At 63.8% G+C, this 19,446-nt stretch carries 21 protein-coding genes; 10 read left to right on the top strand and 11 right to left on the bottom strand.

The window, feature by feature from the left end:
- Nucleotides 1-6 precede the first annotated feature (6 nt).
- The 3 genes from AC5RV1_RS00930 to AC5RV1_RS00920 all read right to left on the bottom strand — a co-directional run bounded on the left by AC5RV1_RS00930 (nucleotide 7) and on the right by AC5RV1_RS00920 (nucleotide 2,226).
- Nucleotides 7-471 (bottom strand): NfeD family protein, encoded by a 465-nt coding sequence (locus tag AC5RV1_RS00930; protein ID WP_493948350.1) that lies wholly within the window; start codon nucleotides 469-471, stop codon nucleotides 7-9.
- Between the two features lie 127 nt (nucleotides 472-598).
- A complete protein-coding gene (locus AC5RV1_RS00925) occupies nucleotides 599-1,486 on the bottom strand; it encodes a putative RNA methyltransferase (protein ID WP_493993162.1) in 888 nt (295 codons plus the stop codon).
- 59 nt (nucleotides 1,487-1,545) lie between these two features.
- Nucleotides 1,546-2,226: a peptide deformylase gene (locus AC5RV1_RS00920; RefSeq protein WP_493993161.1), complete on the bottom strand. Its 681-nt coding sequence runs from the start codon at nucleotides 2,224-2,226 to the stop codon at nucleotides 1,546-1,548.
- A gap of 49 nt (nucleotides 2,227-2,275) precedes the next feature.
- Here AC5RV1_RS00920 and AC5RV1_RS00915 point away from each other — a divergent pair, with 49 nt between their 5' ends.
- On the top strand, nucleotides 2,276-2,689 hold the full coding sequence (locus tag AC5RV1_RS00915) for a nuclear transport factor 2 family protein (protein ID WP_493993160.1): 414 nt from the start codon (nucleotides 2,276-2,278) through the stop codon (nucleotides 2,687-2,689).
- Here AC5RV1_RS00915 and AC5RV1_RS00910 read toward each other — a convergent pair.
- The 3 genes from AC5RV1_RS00910 to AC5RV1_RS00900 are packed head-to-tail and all read right to left on the bottom strand — an operon-like array spanning nucleotide 2,682 to nucleotide 5,793.
- Nucleotides 2,682-3,899, bottom strand: coding sequence for an FAD-dependent oxidoreductase (locus AC5RV1_RS00910; protein ID WP_493948354.1), 1,218 nt, complete (start codon nucleotides 3,897-3,899; stop codon nucleotides 2,682-2,684). The genes AC5RV1_RS00915 and AC5RV1_RS00910 overlap by 8 nt on opposite strands.
- Before the next feature lies 1 nt (nucleotide 3,900).
- Nucleotides 3,901-4,596: a class I SAM-dependent methyltransferase gene (locus tag AC5RV1_RS00905; RefSeq protein ID WP_493993159.1), complete on the bottom strand. Its 696-nt coding sequence runs from the start codon at nucleotides 4,594-4,596 to the stop codon at nucleotides 3,901-3,903.
- Nucleotides 4,597-4,599: 3 nt separating this feature from the next.
- On the bottom strand, nucleotides 4,600-5,793 hold the full coding sequence (locus AC5RV1_RS00900; RefSeq protein ID WP_493993158.1) for a type III polyketide synthase: 1,194 nt from the start codon (nucleotides 5,791-5,793) through the stop codon (nucleotides 4,600-4,602).
- Nucleotides 5,794-6,833: 1,040 nt separating this feature from the next.
- Here AC5RV1_RS00900 and AC5RV1_RS00895 point away from each other — a divergent pair.
- Entirely contained in the window at nucleotides 6,834-7,241 is a 408-nt protein-coding gene (locus AC5RV1_RS00895) for a class F sortase (protein ID WP_493993157.1), read from the top strand.
- Between the two features lie 675 nt (nucleotides 7,242-7,916).
- Nucleotides 7,917-10,334 (top strand): glycosyl hydrolase family 95 catalytic domain-containing protein, encoded by a 2,418-nt coding sequence (locus AC5RV1_RS00890; RefSeq protein WP_493993156.1) that lies wholly within the window; start codon nucleotides 7,917-7,919, stop codon nucleotides 10,332-10,334.
- A 32-nt stretch (nucleotides 10,335-10,366) separates the two neighbouring features.
- Here the strand turns inward: AC5RV1_RS00890 and AC5RV1_RS00885 are convergent, their stop codons facing one another.
- The 3 genes from AC5RV1_RS00885 to AC5RV1_RS00875 all read right to left on the bottom strand — a co-directional run bounded on the left by AC5RV1_RS00885 (nucleotide 10,367) and on the right by AC5RV1_RS00875 (nucleotide 11,540).
- Nucleotides 10,367-10,516 carry a hypothetical protein gene (locus tag AC5RV1_RS00885; RefSeq protein WP_493948359.1) on the bottom strand — a complete coding sequence of 50 codons (150 nt, stop codon included), beginning with the start codon at nucleotides 10,514-10,516 and terminating at the stop codon, nucleotides 10,367-10,369.
- Between the two features lie 80 nt (nucleotides 10,517-10,596).
- The gene (locus AC5RV1_RS00880) at nucleotides 10,597-11,070 is read right to left on the bottom strand and encodes a VOC family protein (protein ID WP_493948360.1); all 474 of its coding nucleotides are present in this window, start codon (nucleotides 11,068-11,070) and stop codon (nucleotides 10,597-10,599) included.
- An 86-nt stretch (nucleotides 11,071-11,156) separates the two neighbouring features.
- A complete protein-coding gene (locus AC5RV1_RS00875) occupies nucleotides 11,157-11,540 on the bottom strand; it encodes a VOC family protein (RefSeq protein ID WP_493993155.1) in 384 nt (127 codons plus the stop codon).
- A 125-nt stretch (nucleotides 11,541-11,665) separates the two neighbouring features.
- On the opposite strand from AC5RV1_RS00875, the gene AC5RV1_RS00870 reads away from it, so the two are divergent.
- Nucleotides 11,666-12,067 carry a DUF3054 domain-containing protein gene (locus AC5RV1_RS00870; protein ID WP_493993154.1) on the top strand — a complete coding sequence of 134 codons (402 nt, stop codon included), beginning with the start codon at nucleotides 11,666-11,668 and terminating at the stop codon, nucleotides 12,065-12,067.
- Nucleotides 12,068-12,180: 113 nt separating this feature from the next.
- Nucleotides 12,181-12,462 (top strand): Lrp/AsnC family transcriptional regulator, encoded by a 282-nt coding sequence (locus AC5RV1_RS00865; protein WP_139029459.1) that lies wholly within the window; start codon nucleotides 12,181-12,183, stop codon nucleotides 12,460-12,462.
- 13 nt (nucleotides 12,463-12,475) lie between these two features.
- On the opposite strand, the gene trpD is transcribed toward AC5RV1_RS00865, so the two are convergent.
- Nucleotides 12,476-13,534 (bottom strand): anthranilate phosphoribosyltransferase, encoded by a 1,059-nt coding sequence (gene trpD / locus AC5RV1_RS00860; protein ID WP_493948363.1) that lies wholly within the window; start codon nucleotides 13,532-13,534, stop codon nucleotides 12,476-12,478.
- Between the two features lie 148 nt (nucleotides 13,535-13,682).
- On the opposite strand from trpD, the gene ctaE reads away from it, so the two are divergent.
- The 4 genes from ctaE (at nucleotide 13,683) to qcrB (ending at nucleotide 18,019) form a co-directional block, all read left to right on the top strand.
- Entirely contained in the window at nucleotides 13,683-14,321 is a 639-nt protein-coding gene (gene ctaE, locus AC5RV1_RS00855) for an aa3-type cytochrome oxidase subunit III (protein WP_493948364.1), read from the top strand.
- A gap of 86 nt (nucleotides 14,322-14,407) precedes the next feature.
- On the top strand, nucleotides 14,408-15,196 hold the full coding sequence (qcrC, locus tag AC5RV1_RS00850) for a cytochrome bc1 complex diheme cytochrome c subunit (RefSeq protein ID WP_493948365.1): 789 nt from the start codon (nucleotides 14,408-14,410) through the stop codon (nucleotides 15,194-15,196).
- A 101-nt stretch (nucleotides 15,197-15,297) separates the two neighbouring features.
- A complete protein-coding gene (gene qcrA / locus AC5RV1_RS00845; RefSeq protein WP_493948366.1) occupies nucleotides 15,298-16,371 on the top strand; it encodes a cytochrome bc1 complex Rieske iron-sulfur subunit in 1,074 nt (357 codons plus the stop codon).
- Nucleotides 16,349-18,019, top strand: coding sequence for a cytochrome bc1 complex cytochrome b subunit (qcrB, locus tag AC5RV1_RS00840; RefSeq protein ID WP_493948367.1), 1,671 nt, complete (start codon nucleotides 16,349-16,351; stop codon nucleotides 18,017-18,019). Before qcrA ends, qcrB begins: the two co-directional genes overlap by 23 nt.
- Before the next feature lie 132 nt (nucleotides 18,020-18,151).
- Here the strand turns inward: qcrB and AC5RV1_RS00835 are convergent, their stop codons facing one another.
- Nucleotides 18,152-18,922 (bottom strand): GntR family transcriptional regulator, encoded by a 771-nt coding sequence (locus AC5RV1_RS00835; RefSeq protein ID WP_493948368.1) that lies wholly within the window; start codon nucleotides 18,920-18,922, stop codon nucleotides 18,152-18,154.
- A gap of 168 nt (nucleotides 18,923-19,090) precedes the next feature.
- Here AC5RV1_RS00835 and AC5RV1_RS00830 point away from each other — a divergent pair, with 168 nt between their 5' ends.
- Nucleotides 19,091-19,384, top strand: a complete 294-nt coding sequence (locus tag AC5RV1_RS00830) for an HPr family phosphocarrier protein (RefSeq protein ID WP_493948369.1) — start codon at nucleotides 19,091-19,093, stop codon at nucleotides 19,382-19,384.
- Nucleotides 19,385-19,446 lie beyond the last annotated feature (62 nt).

The following is a 19,446-nucleotide window of genomic DNA, read 5'->3' as shown; positions in this document are numbered from 1 at the left end:
GCTGTATCAGGACTGGCCAACTGCTTCCGGCGGCGCTGACACCACTGCCGTGGCTCCTTCGATGGCGGAAACCACAACTTTTTGGCCGGCGGGAAGAACGCCCCCGGCAGAACGGGCTGTCCAGATGTCTCCGCCGATCTTGACCAGTCCGCCGTCGGATGTCACCGGTTCCATCACCACGGCCTGCTCGCCGATGAGCCGGTCAATGTTGGTGCGCTGCTCTGACGGACCGTTCTTCAGGTGGGCCAGAGCCACGGGCCGGACAAAGGCAATCATGAGCAGGGACACCACGCAGAAGACCACGATCTGTAGCCAGAGGTCCGCGCCTGCGAAGTCCGCGACCAGTGCGGCGAGGGTGCCTCCGCCGAGCATGATGAAAAACAGATCAAGCGTGATCATCTCGATCACTGCAAACGCCAGGAAGGCCGTGAGCCACAATGCCCACCAGTTTTCCCCGAGCCATTCGAACAACGTTCTCCCCCTTCGCTACGGGGAGCTTGCACGCGCGCACCCGCCAGTAACTGTCCTTCAATCTTAGTGCGGCCCACTTCGCTGTGGGCGGGCTCTCACCAGCGGGGCAGCGATAGTGGCCAAGTCGTTACGTCGCGGCCGCTTTCCTCGGCCGGAACACCGTCAGCCTAAACCTGGCTTCGGCCTGGACCGGCTCGGGCATCGCGAGCAGCCGTTCAGACAGGTCCCGCCGGGCAAGGTGGTGGCCGGCCGGGCCCATATAGGCGAGGTCCGCGGCCTCCCGGCGGGTCAGTGCCAGTTGAATCCCGACGTCGGTGCTTGTCTCGGCGTCGAGATGGCTGCCCATCGCTTCGGCCAGCCGGGCGTCCTTGTCTTCCTCGATGCCAAGCATGCCGGTAGCGGCTGCGATGGCGGCAAGGTGCCCGCTCCGTGGAGTAACCACCACCAGCCGCCCGGTGGGTCGCAGGATTCGGGCAAACTCGGCGGCATTGCGTGGCGCAAAGATGACGGTGATGGCGTCCACCGAATTATCTGCCAGCGGCAGTGGCTGCCAGACATCGCATACCAGGTTCACGGCCTCGGGGTTGAGCCGCGCGGCGCGGCGCAGCGCGAACTTGGAGATGTCCACGCCCAGCGCAGCCACGTGGCGGCGGCTGCGCGCCGCGGCCTGATCGAGTACAGCCCTGAGGTAATGTCCCGTTCCCGTCCCTGCGTCAAGGACGGCACTGCCCCCTTCAGGCAGGCAGGGCACGACGGCGGCTGCCACCGCAGTTGCCAACGGGCGGTAATGCCCCGCCGCCAGGAAATCGGAGCGTGCTTGGACCATGTCCGCGGTGTCGGCCTCGAAAGCAGTGCCCTTCCCGACCAGCAGGTTGAAGTAGCCTTGGCGTGCGGCGTCAAAGCTATGGCCGGCAGGGCACACCAGGCGGTTCTGACCGGCATCGGCGGCTGTCCGACGTTCCAGCGGTTTCCGGCACACCGGGCACAACAGTGGCAGGTCAGTCGTAGGGGGCATGCGAACCATCCTATGGCTCCAGCATCCGGTTTTTCTGGACGGGTCGTGGTACCGGCAGATCAGTGGAGGCTGATGCCGGCAGGACCTGCGCCGAAGCCGAGCCCCTGCTGCGCCTTGGCGATGCCTGGCTCTGCCCAATGGGCGGCGTATTCGGCGTTGGTGCTCAGGGACCTGAGCTGCGCGCGGTCCACGTACAGCACACCGTTCAGGTGGTCAGTCTCATGCTGGACAATCCTGGCCTGCCAGCCGGAAAACTCCCGCTGCATCCCTGTGCCATCCGGAGTCTGGAAGTCAAGAAGCACATTCTCGTACCGGGCCACCACGGCCTGGAGGCCGTTGAGGGAGAGGCAGCCCTCGTAGAAGGATGCCAAGCCATCGCCCTGGGGCGTGTAGCGGGGGTTCAGGACCACAAGGAAGTCCAGGGGGCTCCGGTGACGCAGGGCGGCGGCCTCAGGATCGACGTCGAACTGGTCCTCCACGACGGCCAGCTGCAGCGGTATACCGAGTTGAGGCGCGGCCAGCCCCACGCCCGGAGCCTCATGCATCACCTGGCGCATGAGCGTAATCAGGTGCCCGAGCTGGTCGTCGGACAGTTGCCCGTCAAAGGCGGCAGCGCGCTGCCTGAGCGCGGGGTGACCTGCCTGCACAATGGGCGGGAGCGCACCTGCTTCGAGGATCCGCTCCACGGTTTCGCGGATCTGCTCTGCGGTGTGGGTGGTCTCCGGCGCGCCTTGGTTCATGGGGAAAGCCTAGCGGCCGGGCGGCCCCGGCTCGGCTAGTGTCTATCCCGTGCCTGAAGACTCCTCCGTGCAGACCCCGCCGCTGGACCATGTCCTTGAATTCATCCGCGTCCTGGAATCCGGCGGGGGAGCGGCAGCCATCAGGCCTTTCCTCGCCGACTCCTTTGTCCTGGTGGAGGCGCCGCACCTCCTGGCGCCCGAAGGCTCCACGCGCGGGCTGGCGGAGGTCCTGGCGGGCGCCGACCAAAGCCCGGAAGTGGTGGCCGACCAGAAGTTTGTGGTCAGGCGGACCACCTGTGAGGGCGGACGGGTGGCGGTGGAAGCGGATTGGTCCGCGACGGCCCTGATGGACCTCCGTTACTGGGACCGGGGGGAGATTATCCGGGCCAGGACGTCGTCGGTGTTTGAAGTCAGCGATGGGCTGATCGTCAGCCAGGACAGCTATGACTGCTACTTCAGGTAACCCTGCTACGTCCGGTAGGCCAAAGCGGCGCCCACGCCGGCTGCCTGTCCAGGTCTTGCATGGTGAAGCGGCGGGCCACCCACTGGTTTACTGACGGGGTGGCAGCTGCCGCGCTGATCCCCAGATTTCGGAGGTCCAGCAAGGGCCGGGGCAACGGCCGCCCCAGCAGCATGTTGATCTCGGACTGCCGCTGAGCCAGCCTCGCGGCACGTTGCCGGTTGGCCTGGAACTCCTTGAACTGCAGGTCAACCTGCTCGGGGTTTGCAAGTGCCGCCTGGAGGAGGGGAGAAAGGGCCCAGGCGTCCAGCCACCCGAGGTTCATGCCCTGTCCGCCAATGGGGCTGATCTCGTGGGCAGCATCTCCGAGCAGGAACACCCTCCCGGCCATCATCCGGCGGGCCATGGTTGAACGGACGCTGAACGCGCTCACCATGGTATTGGTGCGGGCATCCGGGAAGATCCCGGTTCGGCGCAGGACCTGCTGTGCCAACTCATCCGGCGTGGCGGTACCGGCAGGCTTCCCCAACCGCACAACCCAGCGCCGGACCCCGCCCGGCAGCGGAAAAGACTCAACGATGCCTCGCGGCTCAAGGAACAGGACTGCCCGTTCGCCGTAAAACCCGGCGTCCTGGAAATCGCCCATGAGGTAGTGGTCGGGATAGTTTTTTTGGCGCACGGGCACACCCAGGAGGCCGCGCACTTGGGACCGCGCGCCGTCGGCCGCTACAACGAAGGATGCCGTCCACGTAGATTCCCTGCCTGTGCCCTCCCCGGCAGGTCCGGCGGCGACGGCGACCTGCCCGCCGTCGTCCTTCACCCGCCTGACGCGCACACCCCTGACGAGGGCGGCGCCGTCCAGTTGGCGGACACGCTCCTCCAAAAGCTGTTCCGTGCGGAACTGGGGCAGGGCCAGCACGAAGGGAAAGGCCTCCGAGACTCCGGCGAATGACATGGTGCCCACAGTCTTTCCGCCGCTGACTGCCAACCCTTCCCGGATTTGTACGCCCTCCTGCACCGCGGAAGCCGCAATGTCGATGCGCTGCAGACCCTCAAGGGCGGGGGGATGGATGCCGATGGCCCGTGAGTGCAGGTTCCTGGCCTGCCTCTGCTCCAGGACCTTGACGCTGACGCCGTCCTGAAGCAGCAGGGCGGCCAGGTACAGGCCCACCGGGCCCCCGCCGATGATCAGAACCTCCGTTTCCGTTGACATGTCAGTTTCTGCGCAGGGCGAGAATCTGATGGAATTTGGAGCTGGTTTCAACGGTCCAGCCCGGGGGAGCGAGGTCCGCCAATTCGGCGGGGGTGTAGCTCCTGCGGATGGACGTCAAGCCGTCCGCCCGGATGAAAGAACGACGGAACGGCAACGCGGCGGCAGAGAAGAGGGCGTAGGCGGCGGGGCTTCGCCTCAAGTCGTTGTGCAGCGCTTTTTTAGTGCTGAGAGCGGCTGAATCGGCGAGCAGCTGCTGAAGTTCGTGCGCCGAAAGGTGGTGCAGGACGTGGTTCGAAATGACGAAGTCGAAGTGCCTTCCTTCCCGGAGAAGATCCGCGCTGTGCGCCTGCCGGAACTGCACACCGGGTATGGGCGGCCTTGCCAGCGCGTACGCGGCCGCACGTGGATCAGGGTCTATGCCGGTGATGTGCATCGGAAGTCCGTCGCGCCGTGCCCAGCCTGCCAACATATGCGCGAGGTCACCTCCGCCGGCGCCGATGTCGAGCAGTGTGGCTGGAGCGGTGTTCGCAGCCAGGGAGGGACGAAGCTCCCTGACATAAAGCCCCCGCCAACCCGCAAGCGCGCGGTTGACCAATGCGAACTGGCGGTACGTGTTCTGGAGGAGCCGGGCGTCGCAGTCCGGCCTGTCCATGATTTCCAAGGCGTCGACGGCGCGCTGCCGCAACAGCAAGTCCATGGATTAGGGGACCGATACTTCTGCCGCTGCCTGGCCCGGCACGTGTTCCACCAGTCCTGCACTGGGAGCCTGGCCCACTTTTGTGAACAGCGCGGTTTCCACTGTGAGTCCCGGGCCGAAGGCCATGGAGCAGATGCGTTCGTCCCCGTCCTCAGGCTCCTGTTCCAGGATGTGTTTGAGGACAAAAAGTACTGTGGCGCTGCTCATGTTTCCGTAGTTCCGCAGCGTCTCCCGCGCCGGCACCAGCTGCTCTTCGGTGAGGCCGAGCCGGGACTGGACTTTGTCCAGGATGCTCCGGCCGCCCGGATGGATGGCCCAGTGCCGGATGGAGGTGTAGGGGAGTGCTTCCAGTTCCGGGTCCTTGGCCAGGAGGGGCCGCAGGGCACCCACAATATGGTCATCGATGATGTGCGGCACATAATTTCCAAGCACCATTTCGAATCCGTGGTCGCCGATGTTCCAGGCCATCGCGTCCTCGCCGACCGGGGTGAGGACCGTCTCGAAGTGATCGAGCTGGAGCAGGGACTTTTCCGCCGACCCGCTGCGTGCAGTGACGACGGCGGCGGCCGCACCATCAGCGAACAGGGCTGAGCCCATGATCGTGTCCGGATCGTTTGAGGTGCGGACGTGCAGGGAACACAGCTCGGCACACACCACCAGGACAACGGCCTGCGGGTCGGCCTCGCAGAACAGCTTTGCGGCGCGCAGTGCAGGGAAAGCTGCGTAGCAGCCCATGAAGCCCAAGTGGTAGCGCTGGACAGCGGGATCCAGGCCCAACTCCCGAACCACCTTATAGTCAGGGCCCGGGTTGAAGAACCCGGTGCAGGAGACGGTGATGAGATGAGTTATGTCAAGTAAATCGAGTTCTGGGGCAGCGTTGACGGCGGAGCGGGCAGCCTCCACAAAGAGCTTGGTTGCCTCGCGGCCGAAAATATCGTTGCGGACCTTTGTGCCAGGGTTCAGCAGCAGGCCGGTCTCCTGATCGAAAAACTGCGGATTTTCGGCGCGATGATCCGTGGTGAGTTCTTCGACGGCGGTGAAGCGTGTATCAATCGCCGCGGAATCAAAACAGGTATTGACCAGCCGTGAACCAAGCCTGGACAATCCGGGCTGGGCCGCAAAGACGTCACGGGCTTCTGCCTGGATCAGCATCGTTTTAGGAACTGCAGTTTCAAGTGATCGCACGTAGACCGTCATTGACTCATTCTTAACGAGCGCCCGGAATAAGACAATGCTGACCTGCGGATTCATCGTCCCCATGAACGATACTGGGCACGGGTCGCAAATGTATTGTTTCCCGCCCCTCCCGGGTCCGATACAAAACGCCGATAATCTACATTATGTTAAGTTGCGGTTGAGAAGGGTTGGAAGTGGCGCCCATTTCCAGTCTCATGCTTTCCCCTGGTGGACTTAAGCAGGATCGCGATCTAGCGTTCAAACCGACTGCACGATGAGGAAAATCAAACTGGTGGGGGCCATTGGATGCGAAAAGCTATTGCCGTTTTGGGAATCGCGGGGCTGGGAATGGCTGGCGGAAATGCTCCCGCCGTCGCGGCCCCAGTCGCAAACCAATCGGGCGCGTTAATCTGCCACCTCACAGAGTCGGGCACGTATGAGCCGTTTCTTGTCTCTCGCCATGGCAATAACCTGAATGGCCATGGAAGTCACAGTGGCGACATCATTCCGTTTCCCGGGTTTGGCGGTTCCCCTGCTGGCCAGAACATGACCCCGGAGAACGTTGTGATCTTCAACAACGGTTGCGTTGGAGCGGCGGGCTCACCGGCAGGTCCAGCCGTTCCCGCTCCACCGGCAAACCCCGGGAAAGCGCCGGGCGTTGCCAGCACGAATCTGGGATACAACGTGGATACCGGCGTTCAAGCGCAACCTGTCCGGACGGAATCCGGCCATCTCCTCCCCACCTGGTTGGGCTGGGCCAGCGGCCTCCTCGCGGCCGGATGCGTATGGACGGTCTGGAGATCAAGGGCCCACGCGAAGGGCTCTGCCCGATAAAAGCCGTGCTCGCCGTACGTCTCCAACAGTTCCGAGGCACCTCTGTTCTTGCAGGCAGCCTCGCGGGCTTGCTCCTGGTTGCGGGGTGCGGCGCTGCATCAAATGTCAATCCACCCGCGGGTTCTGTGGGGTCGCCGCAAGTCATCAGTGAACGGCGTCCGGTTCCGCATGCTGCTAGCGATCCGGTGGCTTCCCCACCGATTCGCATACGCTACCCCGCCGCCGGCATGGACGTTGCCGTTCACGCCCTCGACCCTGATGCGGAAGCCGAGGCCAGCCGCAACCTCGTGCCGCCGGAGACGATGGACGGCTATTGGCTGGCGTCCTTTGGTTCTCCCGGTGCAGGCTCCTCGAACACAACCTATATCATCGGCCATAGTTGGGTAGGGCGGGAGGCACCGTTCAATAAACTGAGCACAGCAACCGCTCCGGGCGACAAGCTGACAGTTTGGACAGCGGCGGGGAACCTGGACTTTCAAGTGGATTCGGTCGCTACCTACACGAAGGCAACCCTGCGGGACAGCACCGTCTGGGCTGTTGTACCCAACAGGCTGGTACTGATCAGTTGCCACACGGGCGATCCCAATGGCAAGAACGTAGTGGTCACCGCGTCCCCTTCGCCAACCGGCCCGTAGCGGCCCATCGCCCACCCGTTCCTATTGGCGGTGATCTACCAACCAACGAGGCAGGTCATACGGGATTCCCGGCAACGGCCCTCAGAAGGACATTGGGGGTCTTCACCCTGCATCGACCGGCTATTGGGACGGCTTCAAGACTGGCGTTGCGCCAACTACCGCCCGGGGCGAGATGTTCGGCTTAGCCCTGTTTCCTTATTCCCACCGGCTCTTGTTGCCCGCCTGAGACGTAACGCGAAGTAGACGACGGCCGCCCCGCTTAGAACTCCCAGCATCCATGTGCCTTCAATCCCGAACAGCGGACCACTGGTACATACACTTGTAGCGCCCGAGCCCTCTGCGGCATCAAGGCACTCACCACGTCTGAACCCGAGGTAAAGGACGTTGAAGACGACTAAGCCCAGGATCGCCATAGCCCAGGGCCACCGCGGTGAGCTGTTCTCTGAATTTGCGTCCATGAGTTCACCCTATGGACGGGGCAGCGGAAAAGCGTTCCCGCAAAGGTCTCGGTCCGAACACATTTATTGACTGAAACAACGAACTGAATAGACGTGGTGCGGCACTAACAGTGCCCAACCGCTCCGCCGGGTAAAGTGCACGCCATGACATCAACGTGCCCAAAACTTCAGCCGTCCCGTAGCCTCGGGCACGTCCCGGAAAGCCTGCTTCCCTGACATGACGGCCAACGACCTTTACTACACCTCCCCAGCGCTGGACTGGCTGGACGGGCTTCCCCTGGGCAACGGCCGTCTCGGCGCCATGGTGCTGGCGGCTCAACACCAGGTCAGGCTGCAGGTCAATGACAGTACGGCATGGTCAGGGAGCCCGGCCAGCGAGCACCGCTGTGAAGCCATCAGCCCTAAAGTTGCGTCGGCCGCCCTTGCCAGTGCGCGGGCGGCGATAGCCGAGGACCGGCCGGTTGATGCAGAACGTGACCTCGAGGCACTGCAGGGCCGGTACTCCCAGGCATACCTGCCGTTTGCCGACGTGTTCATAGAGACCCTGAAGCCCGGCCGGCTGGTGGAACGTGGCCTGTCCCTTCGCTCGGCTACGCACAGCAGCCTTCAGGAGGCGGCCGGCACCAGCATCCGGCAGGAATCCTTCATCAGCGCCCCGGACCAGGTACTGGTGCACCGGCTCCGCTCTGAGTCCCCCACTGAGGTCATCCTGCGCCTCCAGACTCCCCTTCGCCAGACGTACTGCGCGTCCGGATCCAGCGAACTCTCCCTGCAGCTACATCTTCCCGCGGATGCCGCTCCCGGCCACGAACCGGACGAGCCGCCCCTGACCTGGGAATTGCCGGGGATCGCACCGGTGGCCGGCGCGGCTGTCTTGGCCCTGGCCCACGATGGACAACCCGGTGCTGCCAGCAGCGATGGTGGTACTGCGTTAGTCGTCCTTTCCGGTATCACCGAACTGGTCTTGGTGCTGGCCACCAGCACCACTTTCACGGCACCCGGCCACCCGCCGCGCGGCAGTGCCGGCGATTGCGCCGCAGAAGCCTCCGCCCGTGCCCATGCAGCCCTGGACCGTGGCTTTGACGTGCTGTGGAAGGACCACGTGGAAGCCCACAGGTTCCTTTTTGACCGGGTGAGCCTGGTCCTCGAGCCGCGCCCCGATGCGCAAACAATCCTTCCAAACCTGCCCACAGACCAGCGGATCCTGACGGCCGCCGGACAGCCAGGCGCCGCTCCGGCTGCTGATCCCGGCCTGGTGTCGCTGCTCTTTGATTACGGGCGGTACCTGCTGATCTCGTCCTCCCGGCCCGGCACCCTGCCGGCAACGCTGCAGGGAATCTGGAATGACGAACTGCAGCCGCCATGGTCCTCCAACTACACGCTGAACATCAACACTGAAATGAACTACTGGGGAGCAGAAGCAGCCAACCTTGCCGAGTGCCACGAGCCACTGCTGGACCTGGTGGAGGCACTGGCAGAACGCGGACGTGCCACGGCTCGAACCCTCTACGGAACGCGCGGCTGGGCAACGCACCACAACAGTGACGCCTGGGCGTTTACGTCCCCCACGTCCGGACATGCCAGCTGGTCCCAGTGGGCAATGGGCGGCGTGTGGCTCGTTTGCCACTTGGATGAGCGGCGACGCTTCGGCTCAGCCACTCCGGACGAATTGCGGCGCTTCTGGGCGATCGCAGTCGGAGCCGCAGAGTTCGCATGCGACTGGCTCATCGACGACGGCGGCGCCACTTTGCAGACCCGGCCCTCCACCTCCCCCGAAAACTGCTACCTGAGTGGACAAGGCAGGGCCGCCGTTAGCACCTCCACCGGAATGGACCGGGCGCTGCTGAGCTGGCTCTTTGACACCGTACTTGCCCTGGCTGAAGAAGTAGGCGAAGCGGACCACCCCATTGTGCGGGAGTCTGCCACTGCACGGGCGCGGATCGCTCCCCCGGCCATCAGCAGCGGTACTGTCCTCGAGTGGGGCCCATCCCACCCCGAAACGGAACCGGACCACCGGCACGTTTCGCACCTGGTTTTTGCCTATCCCGGCAGCACTCCCCTGTCCCGTGACCTGCGCTCGGCGGTTGGCACAACGCTGGACCGCAGGGGCGACGACTCCACCGGCTGGTCACTGATCTGGAAGCTGTGCCTCCGCGCCCGGCTCGGGGAACCGGAGCGGGTAGCCGACCTGCTGCGCCTTATCTTCAGGCCTGTCGCCACCACGGCCGTGGACCACTCCGGTGGCCTCTACCCGAATCTGTTCGCTGCGCACCCGCCTTTCCAAGTGGACGGAAACCTCGGGTTCATCGCAGCGGTGACGGAGATGCTCCTCCAGAGCCACGCCGGAGAAATCCGCGTGTTGCCCGCGCTTCCGGGGGAACTCGCCGCGGGCAGCGTCAGCGGGCTGGTTGCCCGGCCAGGCATCACCGTTGACATTCGCTGGGAGCAAGGCGCCGCCGTCGAACTTTCATTGACGCCGCGCAATGCCGCCGCGTCCCGGGCGCACACGGTGCGCATCGGCGGATGGACCCGTTCCGTGGAGTTGCGGTCCGGCTATCGCACGCGGCTGGTCGCTGCCGGCGCGGAGTTTCATATTTCACATATCGACGCACCCGCCGGGGCTTTCGTGGCATAGCCCGGCCCGCTGCAGCAACAGGGGCTGGCAAGTCAGCGGCGCGGCCTGATCCCTGCCCCGACGACTGCGCCAATGCCGAGGCCCAGGGCGAAGCCGATAAACGGGCTGTCAAAGACAGCAAGGCCCAACGTGATTCCGACGGCGGCTCCCACGAGGCAGCAGATCCAGAGCGGTTTATTCATTGGACCTGCTGCCGGCCGGGTTTTCCGGGAGTACTGCCGTAATTGGATCGGGCATCCACCCAGGTACGGCCACCCGGGAGTCAGCCGTCGTAGGCTCTCTGCAGTTCAGCAATGTCCAGTTTCCGCATTCCGAGCATGCACTGCATCGCCCGCTGCGACCCCTGTGGGTCCGGCCCGGCAATCAACGAGCCCAGTACGGAGGGAACGATCTGCCAGGATACTCCGAAGCGGTCCTTGAGCCACCCACACTGGCTTTCGCTGCCACCGTCCGTCAGGGCCGTCCAGTAGCGGTCCACGGCCTCCTGGTCCTCGCAGTCGACCACAAACGAGACTGCCTCGGTGAAACTGGAAGCCCGTGCACCATTCAACGCAGTGAACCCGCGGCCTTCCAGCTCGAACTCGACGGCGATGGCCTGGCCTGCGGGACCGGGCGCACCTTCGCCAAAGCGCGAGATGTTGAGTATCTTCGAGTCGTCGAACACTGACGTGTAGAACTCTGCGGCCTCTTCCGCCTGGTTTTCGAACCAAAGACATGTCCCGATGGTGCGTGGCATAGTTCCTCCCTTCCGGCTTGAGCCTAGTGCTGAAGCCCCGGGGGGACAACGGCCTTAAGGCGCAAGTGGGCTCACACGTCGGGCGGTCAGGGGGCGGAGGGTCCTGCCGCCAGCTGGCTGACGAGTCCCAGCGTGTTGCCCTCGCTGTCCCGGATGAATGCCAGCCACTCGTCCGTGCCTTCAGGACCAAGAAGCCCGTCAGTGTGGCTGTAGATCACGTGCGGCGCAGCCACTACGTCCACTCCCCTGCCCGTGAGCTCCTCCACGGACTTCCTTACATCCGGAACGTCCAGATACAAAAGAGCCCGCGGGGCACCGGCCTCCAGCAGCAGCCGCACGCCGTCGAGGTCGAAGAACACCAGGCCGGGCGGGTCGAACACCGCCGTGGGTTGGACCGCCAGCAGCTCGGAGTAAAATTCCGCTGCGCGCCGGAGGTCGCCGGCGTACTGGGCAACCTGGATCAACCGCATGGTTCCCGCCTTCCTTCTGCCTGGTTCGTCCATCCTGCTCAATGACAGGATGTCCGGCAAGGGGTAACCGAGCGTCCGGTAGGGCGGCCCCACTGGAACCACTGGCCATTGCTAGGCTCGAAACCATGACACCTTCGATCCACCGGACCCGCCCTTCGTTCCCGGGACGGCTGGCAGCAGCTGCGGCCATTGCCGACGCGGTCCTGATCCTGGTGTTTGCCGCCGTCGGCCGTGACGCCCACCAACGGGGGGACGTTGTTGCCGGAGTGCTGCTCACTGCCTGGCCGTTTTTGGCCGGGGCGGCCCTTGGCTGGATGGCGGCAAGAGCATGGCGCAACCCCTTGTCGGTGCGCTGGACGGGCCTGGCGGTTTGGCTGGGGGCCCTGGGGGGCGGCATGGTGCTCCGGCTGCTGACGGGCCAGACGGTTGTGCTGCCGTTCATCATCGTGGCATTGCTGAGCCTGGGGCTGCTGCTTGTGGGGTGGCGGCTGGCATGGGCAGGGGTCCGGCGGCTCCGGAGCGCCTGAAAGAAGGTGGCGCGGCTGAGGTCCGCGGGCAGCCCGCCCTGATGTAATAGGCTGGCAGCACCGAGAAGCTTGCCGGGCTATGCTACGGCGCAACAGATCCGGAAGGATTTATCGTGATCACCGCATTCGTTCTGATCAAGACCGACGCTGCCCGCATTCCTGAGACGGCCGAGGAGATCTCAGCGATCGAGGGCATCAGCGAGGTGTACTCCGTTACCGGCGAATGGGACCTGATCGCGGTGGCACGGGTTCCCCGGCACGAGGACCTGGCCGACGTTATTGCGGACCGCCTGTCCAAGGTTCCTGCCGTCGTCCACACAACAACGCACATCGCATTCCGCGCCTACTCCCAGCATGACCTGGACGCTGCTTTCGCCCTCGGCTTCGAGCAGTAGCCGGGCAGGGCGATCACTGACGGCTCAGCGAGACCCAATTCTCCAGGACGGCTGCGGCAGCGCCTGAGCCAATGGATTCGGCTGCGCGGCTGAATGCCTTCTGCATCCGGTCGAGGAACGGGCCGTCCGCACCGGTGTCGAACGCCACCAGGCCGGCTGCCGCATTAAGGAGAACGGCGTCCCGGGCCGGACCTTCCTTGCCAGCAAGGACATCGCGGACCACCGCGGCATTGGCCTGGGCGTCTCCCCCGCGGAGCTGCTCAACAGTTGCCGGTTTGATGCCCAGGTCCGCTGGGGAAAACGTCAGTTCCGTCACACTGCCATTGCGGATCTCCCAGACAGTTGAGGGACCCGTGGTGGTCAGTTCGTCGAGCCCGTCATTTCCGCGGAACACCAGGCCACGGCTTCCGCGCTGGGCCAGGACGCCGGCAACCAGCGGCGCCATTCTTGAGTTCGCGACCCCCACTGCTGACGCCTGGACTTTGGCCGGGTTGGTCAGCGGGCCAAGGAAGTTAAAAGCGGTGGGGATGGCCAGTTCGCGCCGGGGCACGGCTGTGTGCCGGAATGAGGGGTGGAAGACCTGGGCGAAGCAGAAGGTGATGCCCGCATTCTCAGCATTGCGTGCCACCTGTTCGATGGACAGGTCAAGGCGGACGCCCAGTGCCTCCAGCACGTCTGCCGAGCCGGACGACGACGACGCCGCCCGGTTGCCGTGCTTAACCACCTTCGCGCCTGCCCCGGCAGCCACCAGGGCGGCCATCGTGGAAATGTTCACGGTGTTCAATTGGTCACCGCCCGTCCCGACGATGTCCAGCTTTTCACCTGTGATGGAGACCGGCCTGGCGTGGGCCAGCATGGCGTCCACCAGGCCGGAGAGCTCTTCGACGGTTTCGCCCTTGGCGCTGAGGGCCACCAGGAATCCGGCGATCTGGGCGGGCGTCGCTTCCCCGGACATGATGGTGTCCATAGCCCAGGCGGTGCTGTCCGCCGTGAGGTCCTTGCCGCTGATCAGTGCCGAGATCAGCCGCGGCCAGGTGTGGCCTGGCGCCGCTGCAGATGCCTGTGAAGTCACCTGCTGATGCTATCGGGGGATGGCCGGGAGTGACCAATATGAACGGGCAGGGAAACTTTTTGCGGCGATTTCGCGTCTTTGTAGAAAAAGTCCCCCGAAAAGGCGGTTTGCGTTGGGCAGCACGGACTTTTACAGACATAATGTCTATGTGACATCTGCGACCCATGCCCCCAGTACCCCGGCGCACCCCACGCTGAACCGCCCCAATATGGTTTCCGTTGGAACCGTTGTGTGGCTGTCCAGCGAGTTGATGTTCTTCGCCGGTCTCTTCGCCATGTACTTCACCCTGCGCTCCACGAGTGCGGAAATGTGGGCGGATGAGACGGCCAAGCTCAACTTCCCCTTTGCGCTCGCCAACACGATCGTCCTCGTGGCAAGTTCATTCACTTGCCAGATGGGCGTCTTCGCCGCCGAGCGGCTGCAGCCGCGCCGAACCGGCGGGGCCTTCCAGTTCGCCCGCTGGGGAATGAACGAGTGGTTCACGCTGACCTTCCTTATGGGGGCGTTCTTCGTCGCCGGCCAGGCCACGGAATACGCGATGCTGGTTTCCGAGCACGTCTCGCTCTCCTCGAACGCCTATGGTTCGGCCTTCTACATGACCACCGGCTTCCACGGTCTCCACGTGATCGGCGGCCTTGTGGCCTTCCTCCTGATCATGGGCCGTTCCTTTGCCGCGAAGAAGTTCGGGCACTTTGAAGCAACGTCTGCGATCGTCACCTCGTACTACTGGCACTTCGTGGATGTCGTCTGGATCGGCCTCTTCCTGGTCATCTACGTACTCAAGTAGCCAGCTTTGATTCTTTTTCTACAAGAGGCAGAATTTCAGGTAGCGGCTCCCGGAGCCGGCGCAGGATCGAATAAAGGAACCACCACGTGAAGGCACTCTCGCAAAAGCGGCGTCACCCACTGGCAGCAATAGCGCTGCTGCTGATGGGGCTCCTCATCACCGGCGGGCTGTACGCCGTGGCCACCACCGTCAACGAGGCCAAGGCCTCCACCACCACCTTCAGTGCAAATGACGTCGAAGAAGGCGGCAAGCTCTTCGCCGCCAACTGCGCCACCTGCCACGGCATGGGTGGGAGTGGCTCCCAGGACGGCCCGTCCCTCGTCGGTGTTGGCGCCGCATCGGTTGACTTCCAGGTGGGCACCGGCCGCATGCCGATGCAGATGAACGGCCCCCAGGCTCTGGAGAAGCCCGTCCAGTTCAACGATGAGCAGACCCACCAGCTTGCAGCCTATGTTGCCTCCCTGGGTGCCGGCCCGGCAATCCCTGAAGAGAGCCTGCTCGACGAAGGCGGCGATGCAGCCGCCGGTGGCGAACTCTTCCGCACCAACTGCGCCATGTGCCACAACGCTGCCGCCGCCGGCGGCGCCTTGACCCGCGGTAAGTTCGCGCCTGCCCTGGAGGATACGTCCGGCAAGCACATCTACGAGGCCATGGTCACCGGTCCGCAGAACATGCCGGTCTTCAGCGACTCCAACATCACCCCTGAAGGCAAGCGCGACATCATCACCTTCCTGAAGCAGATTGAAACCAGCGGCTCCCCCGGCGGCGCTGAGCTGGGATCCCTGGGTCCCGTCGCAGAAGGCCTGTTCGTCTGGGTAGCAGGTCTCGGCGTCATCATCGCCTTCACCATCTGGCTGACCTCGCGGACGTCCTAAGACCTCCGCGAAGCCCTCCACAACTTCTGCTGATCCGTCAGCAGCTTGATATTAGAAACTAACCCGGCACCCGCCGGGACGAGAGAAGGATGAGGCGAATTATGGGCAACCATAGTGACGGCAGTCCGAACCACTCGGGCACCGTAGCTACGGCTGGTCAGAATGAGGTGGAGAAGTTCCAGGACCCTGGAATTCCTCCGCACCGTTTGCGCCTGGCTGACACGGACCCGAAGGCCGCAAAGCGGGCAGAACGGCAGGTCGCCTTACTATTTGGCATCTCTGTTGTTGGAACCCTGATCTTCCTGGTGGCGTACTTCGCCATTGATCTGGGGGCCGGCGAATCAACTATCGGCAACATCCGGCTCCAGAACATGCTCCTGGGCCTTGGAACGGCTTTCGCGATGCTCGGCATCGGTACCGGTATCGTGCACTGGGCCAAGGCCCTGATGCCGGACCACGAAGTCTCCGAAGAGCGCCACGCCATCCGCTACGAAGAGGACCGCCAGGCTGCTGTCCGAATCGTTGACGACATCGTGGAAGAGACGGGCATCAAGCGCCGTCCGCTGATCCGCAACACCCTGCTGGGTGCAGTTGCACTTGCCCCGCTGCCTGCGGTTGCCATCTTCGGTGACCTCGGACCGCGCCCGGACAACAAGCTCGCCCACACCATGTGGGCACCCACGGACGGCAAGCTCAAGCGCCTCGCCCGTGACCCTGACGGAACGCCCATCAAGGCCTCCGACGTCACCATCGGTTCAGCCTTCCACGTCATCCCGGAGGGCCTGAACGAACTTCACGAGGGCAAGCTCAACGAGAAGGCCAAGGCCGTTGTGCTGCTCATGCGCCTGGATCCCGACTCGCTGAACCCCTCCGCGGGCCGCGAAGACTGGGGTTACAACGGCATCGTTGCCTACTCCAAGATCTGCACCCACGTCGGTTGCCCCGTTGCTCTCTACGAGCAGCAGACGCACCACCTGCTGTGCCCGTGCCACCAGTCCACCTTCGACCTCACGCAAGAGTGCAAGGTGATCTTCGGCCCCGCCAGCCGGCCGCTCCCCCAGCTGCCCATCGCAGTTGATGACGAGGGCTACCTGGTCGCCACCAGCGACTTCAAAGAACCTGTAGGACCAAGTTACTGGGAGCGTGATATGCATGAGCGCAGCATCAACAGCTGAGCCCGCTTTCGTCGCCAAAACCAAGACAGGCCGGTTCACCGACTTCGTCGATGCACGTGTTGGCGGTTCCGGAATCCTCCGTGAATTCGGACGCAAGGTCTTCCCGGACCACTGGTCCTTTATGTTCGGCGAAGTAGCTCTGTACTCCTTCGTCATCCTGCTGCTTTCGGGCACGTTCCTGACGTTCTTCTTCGATCCGTCCATGGCGGAGACGCATTACGACGGCTCCTACGTTCCCCTCAAGGGCGTTGAAATGTCGGTGGCCTACAACTCGTCACTGGACATCTCCTTCGATGTCCGTGGCGGCCTCTTTATGCGCCAGGTCCACCACTGGGCAGCGCTGCTGTTCGTGGCTTCCATCGCCGTGCACATGCTGAGGGTCTTCTTCACCGGAGCCTTCCGCAGGCCCCGCGAAATGAACTGGGTCGTCGGCAGTGTCCTCCTAATCCTGGCTATGGCCGCAGGTTTCACGGGTTACTCCCTCCCCGACGATCTGCTCTCCGGCAACGGCCTGCGCATCATCGACGGCGTGATCAAGTCCATCCCGATCGTGGGCACGTACATCTCGTTCTTCCTCTTCGGCGGAGAATTCCCGGGCACTGCCATCATTGGCCGCCTGTACATGCTGCACATCCTGCTGGTGCCGGCACTGATCCTGCTGATGATCGTCCTGCACCTCTTTATGGTCGTCGTGCACAAGCACACCCAGTACCCCGGTCCGGGCCGCAACGACAACAATGTTGTGGGTTACCCGCTGGGTCCTGTCTACGCTGCGAAGGCCGGTGGATTCTTCTTCATCGTCTTCGGTGTCCTGGCCCTCATGGCCGGGTTCTTCACCATCAACCCGATCTGGAACTACGGTCCGTACGACCCCTCCCCCGTGTCGGCCGGTACCCAGCCCGACTGGTACATCGGCTTTGTTGACGGCGCGCTGCGCCTGATGCCCGGTACGTTGGGAGACTGGCAGGTCGAGCAAAACTGGTTCGGCTACGTGTTTAGCTTCAACGTCCTGCTCCCGGCCCTGGTGCCCGCCGGCATTCTGTTCACGGTGATGTTCATGTACCCGTGGATTGAGCGGTGGATCACCAAGGACGACCGTGAGCACCACGTGCTTGACCGTCCGCGCAACGCCCCGACCCGTACCGCCATCGGCATGGCCGGCTTCGTCTGGTATTGCGTGATGTGGGCAGCTGCAGGTTCCGACCTCATAGCCACCCACTTCGGCGTCTCCTTGAACGATGTCACGTACTGGTTGCGTACCCTGTTCATCATCGGCCCGATCATTGCGTTCATCGTCACCAAGCGGGTCGCCCTGGCCCTGCAGCGCAAGGACCGCGAGATCGCCCTCCACGGACGCGAGACCGGGCGTATCGTCCGACTCCCGCACGGCGAGTTCATCGAGGTGCACGCACCACTGGACGAGTACAAGCGCTACAAACTCGTGGGCTTTGAGTCGCCTGAGGTTCTGCCGGCAGTACCGAATGAGCACGGTGTGGTGACCCGCAAGGAGAAACGGCGCGCATTCCTCTCCAAGTGGTTCTTCGAGGACCGTGTAGCTCCGGCCACCCCTGCTGAGCTGGAAGCGGCCCACGGCCACGGCCACGCAGCAGTTGAAGCACCTCAGGAAGCAAAAAGCCTGAGCCACTAGGCACGCAGTCTGGTTCCAAACAGAAAGGCCCGGTCCAAATGGACCGGGCCTTTCTGTTTCCCCTCCACCGCTGTCAGGGCACGCTGCAGCGAACAACCAAGGCGGGCGGGGTCGGGGCAGAGGCTCGCCAGCTTAGAGGTTACGGGACCGCCGCGCCCCCGGGCGCTGCAACGGGACCCACAGCTTATAGCGGTCGGCGCGGTAATAGGAGACGGAGTAGTCCACCATGGTGCGGGAAACAAAAGCGTGGCGCTGGATTTTGAGCAACGGAGAGCCGACTTCGACGTTGAGCAGCCGGGCGGTGGAGGGCGATGCTGCGGTCGCCTCGATCATGTCCTCTCCCCACTCCATCACGAGGCCGAACTGTTCGCTCAGCACGTTGTACAGCGAGGTGGGGGGCTCTCCGTCCAAGAGGCCGGGAACGCGGTGGGCCGGTATGAAGTTCTCATCCACGCTCATGGGCTCCCCGTCCGCCAACAAGAGGCGCCGGAAGCGGACCAGTGGCGTGCCCTCGTCCAGCTGAAGCTCACGGGCCAGGAATGCGCTGGCTCCGATTTGTTCGAAGCTCAGTACTTTGGCTGCGGGAACCATGCCGCGGCGCTGCATCTCCTCGCTGTACGAGGTCAGCTTCACCTGCAGGTCCAGCTTTGGCCTGCGAACGAACGTGCCGAGCCCCACCACGCGCTCGATGACTTCCTCACCAACCAGCGCGTCAATCGCCTGCCGCACCGTCATCCTCGCAAGCCCAAAGCGCTCCGCCAGGTCGCGTTCGGAGGGCAGCGCGGAGCCCGGCCGGCACTGATCGGCAATGTACGTACGAAGGATCTCGCGCAGCTGGACATAGATTGCAGTTCCGCTGGTGCGGTCGATTTCGCCGGCTATTGCCCCTGCGCTAGCCGCCATGGTGGGTCTCCCCTGGGTTCACGTTCACCTAGCCATTTTAGGACAGGTCTAGACCACCCCGCGCCGCCAGCTGGCCGTATTTAGCCCGACGGGCACACGGGCCGCTATATTTGGACAGGAATTTTTTCAGCACCGACGGATGGGGCCGTCACCAACAAGGAGTTCGCGTTGCCAACACAGAAGGCCGTGGTCACAGCCCCGATCGGACTGCACGCGCGTCCGGCGGCTGTATTCGTCCGGGCGGTGACTGAAACGGGGCTTCCCGTGACCATCACCAAGGCCGGCATCAGGAGAGTGGATGCGCGGTCGCTATTGCACGTAATGGCCGCAGATTTTCCCTGCGGCTGCGAAGTGGAACTGGGCATCGAGGATTCGGCCTTGAACGGTGCCCTGAGCCGCGAGAAGGCCGAGGGTGCCCTCCGGACCCTGGGTGAGCTGTTGGAGTCGCAGGGGCGGGAATAGGACCCGGGCAAAGGGCAACCCGAGGGGAGGCCGGCCACGCCAGGGCGCGGCAGTAAAAGTAC

It is taken from the genome of Arthrobacter sp. Hb9-2 (assembly GCF_059091165.1).
This window is presented reverse-complemented; position numbering and strand designations above follow the sequence as displayed.

Bases quoted from the DNA above. Each gene is read 5' to 3' on its own strand.
- AC5RV1_RS00870 (WP_493993154.1), top strand. From the start codon at position 11,666: ATGACACCTTCGATCCACCGGACCCGCCCTTCGTTCCCGGGACGGCTG.
- qcrA (WP_493948366.1), top strand. From the start codon at position 15,298: ATGGGCAACCATAGTGACGGCAGTCCGAACCACTCGGGCACCGTAGCT.
- qcrB (WP_493948367.1), top strand. From the start codon at position 16,349: ATGAGCGCAGCATCAACAGCTGAGCCCGCTTTCGTCGCCAAAACCAAG.
- AC5RV1_RS00895 (WP_493993157.1), top strand. From the start codon at position 6,834: ATGGACGTTGCCGTTCACGCCCTCGACCCTGATGCGGAAGCCGAGGCC.
- AC5RV1_RS00905 (WP_493993159.1), bottom strand. From the start codon at position 4,596: ATGGACTTGCTGTTGCGGCAGCGCGCCGTCGACGCCTTGGAAATCATG.
- AC5RV1_RS00885 (WP_493948359.1), bottom strand. From the start codon at position 10,516: ATGAATAAACCGCTCTGGATCTGCTGCCTCGTGGGAGCCGCCGTCGGA.
- AC5RV1_RS00900 (WP_493993158.1), bottom strand. From the start codon at position 5,793: ATGACGGTCTACGTGCGATCACTTGAAACTGCAGTTCCTAAAACGATG.
- AC5RV1_RS00875 (WP_493993155.1), bottom strand. From the start codon at position 11,540: ATGCGGTTGATCCAGGTTGCCCAGTACGCCGGCGACCTCCGGCGCGCA.
- AC5RV1_RS00880 (WP_493948360.1), bottom strand. From the start codon at position 11,070: ATGCCACGCACCATCGGGACATGTCTTTGGTTCGAAAACCAGGCGGAA.
- AC5RV1_RS00925 (WP_493993162.1), bottom strand. From the start codon at position 1,486: ATGCCCCCTACGACTGACCTGCCACTGTTGTGCCCGGTGTGCCGGAAA.
- AC5RV1_RS00890 (WP_493993156.1), top strand. From the start codon at position 7,917: ATGACGGCCAACGACCTTTACTACACCTCCCCAGCGCTGGACTGGCTG.
- AC5RV1_RS00910 (WP_493948354.1), bottom strand. From the start codon at position 3,899: ATGTCAACGGAAACGGAGGTTCTGATCATCGGCGGGGGCCCGGTGGGC.
- AC5RV1_RS00920 (WP_493993161.1), bottom strand. From the start codon at position 2,226: ATGAACCAAGGCGCGCCGGAGACCACCCACACCGCAGAGCAGATCCGC.
- AC5RV1_RS00835 (WP_493948368.1), bottom strand. From the start codon at position 18,922: ATGGCGGCTAGCGCAGGGGCAATAGCCGGCGAAATCGACCGCACCAGC.